We start from the raw sequence: 426 nt of genomic DNA, 5'->3' as shown, positions 1-426 counted from the left end.
GAGATAGTTGCGTGTCTGGCAGGTCCTTTTGCAGAATCCGCATTCGAAGGCTATCTGGACCCGCGCGATATGGCGATGAATGCGTCCGATGGGAATGAGGGGAGCAGCGACTACGCGGATGCCAAGCGAATCTATGGTGAGTTGCGGTTCCTGATGCCGCGCCGCCCCGATTGGAGGCGGATCGAAGATCGCACGGCCCGGCTAGTACTCGATCACTGGTCAGCCATCGAAGCATTGGCCGCGCATTTGCTGGTCAAGCATGATCTCCAATTCGATGAGGCTCTGACGATTGTTGCGCCGCATCTTCCGCCCATGCCAGCAGCTACGCCGCCAGAGCGTCATCCGCAGCCTGCTTGATCAGCCATTCGATGTGATTTGACCACATCTGCAACACCTCGCGCTTCTCCTTGACGTTGCTATAGAGAT

The 426-nt window shown here is 57.3% G+C and carries 1 protein-coding gene; it reads left to right on the top strand.

The window, feature by feature from the left end:
- The coding region (locus tag EN993_RS37305) for a hypothetical protein (protein ID WP_164758107.1) at nucleotides 1-357 on the top strand (357 nt) is incomplete at its 5' end.
- Between the last annotated feature and the right edge of the window lie 69 nt (nucleotides 358-426).

It is taken from the genome of Mesorhizobium sp. M7D.F.Ca.US.004.01.2.1 (genome assembly GCF_003997785.1).
Classification (GTDB): Bacteria; Pseudomonadota; Alphaproteobacteria; order Rhizobiales; family Rhizobiaceae; genus Mesorhizobium; species Mesorhizobium loti.
Note: the sequence above shows the minus strand (reverse complement) of the source record. Positions and strands in the feature narration are given on the sequence as shown.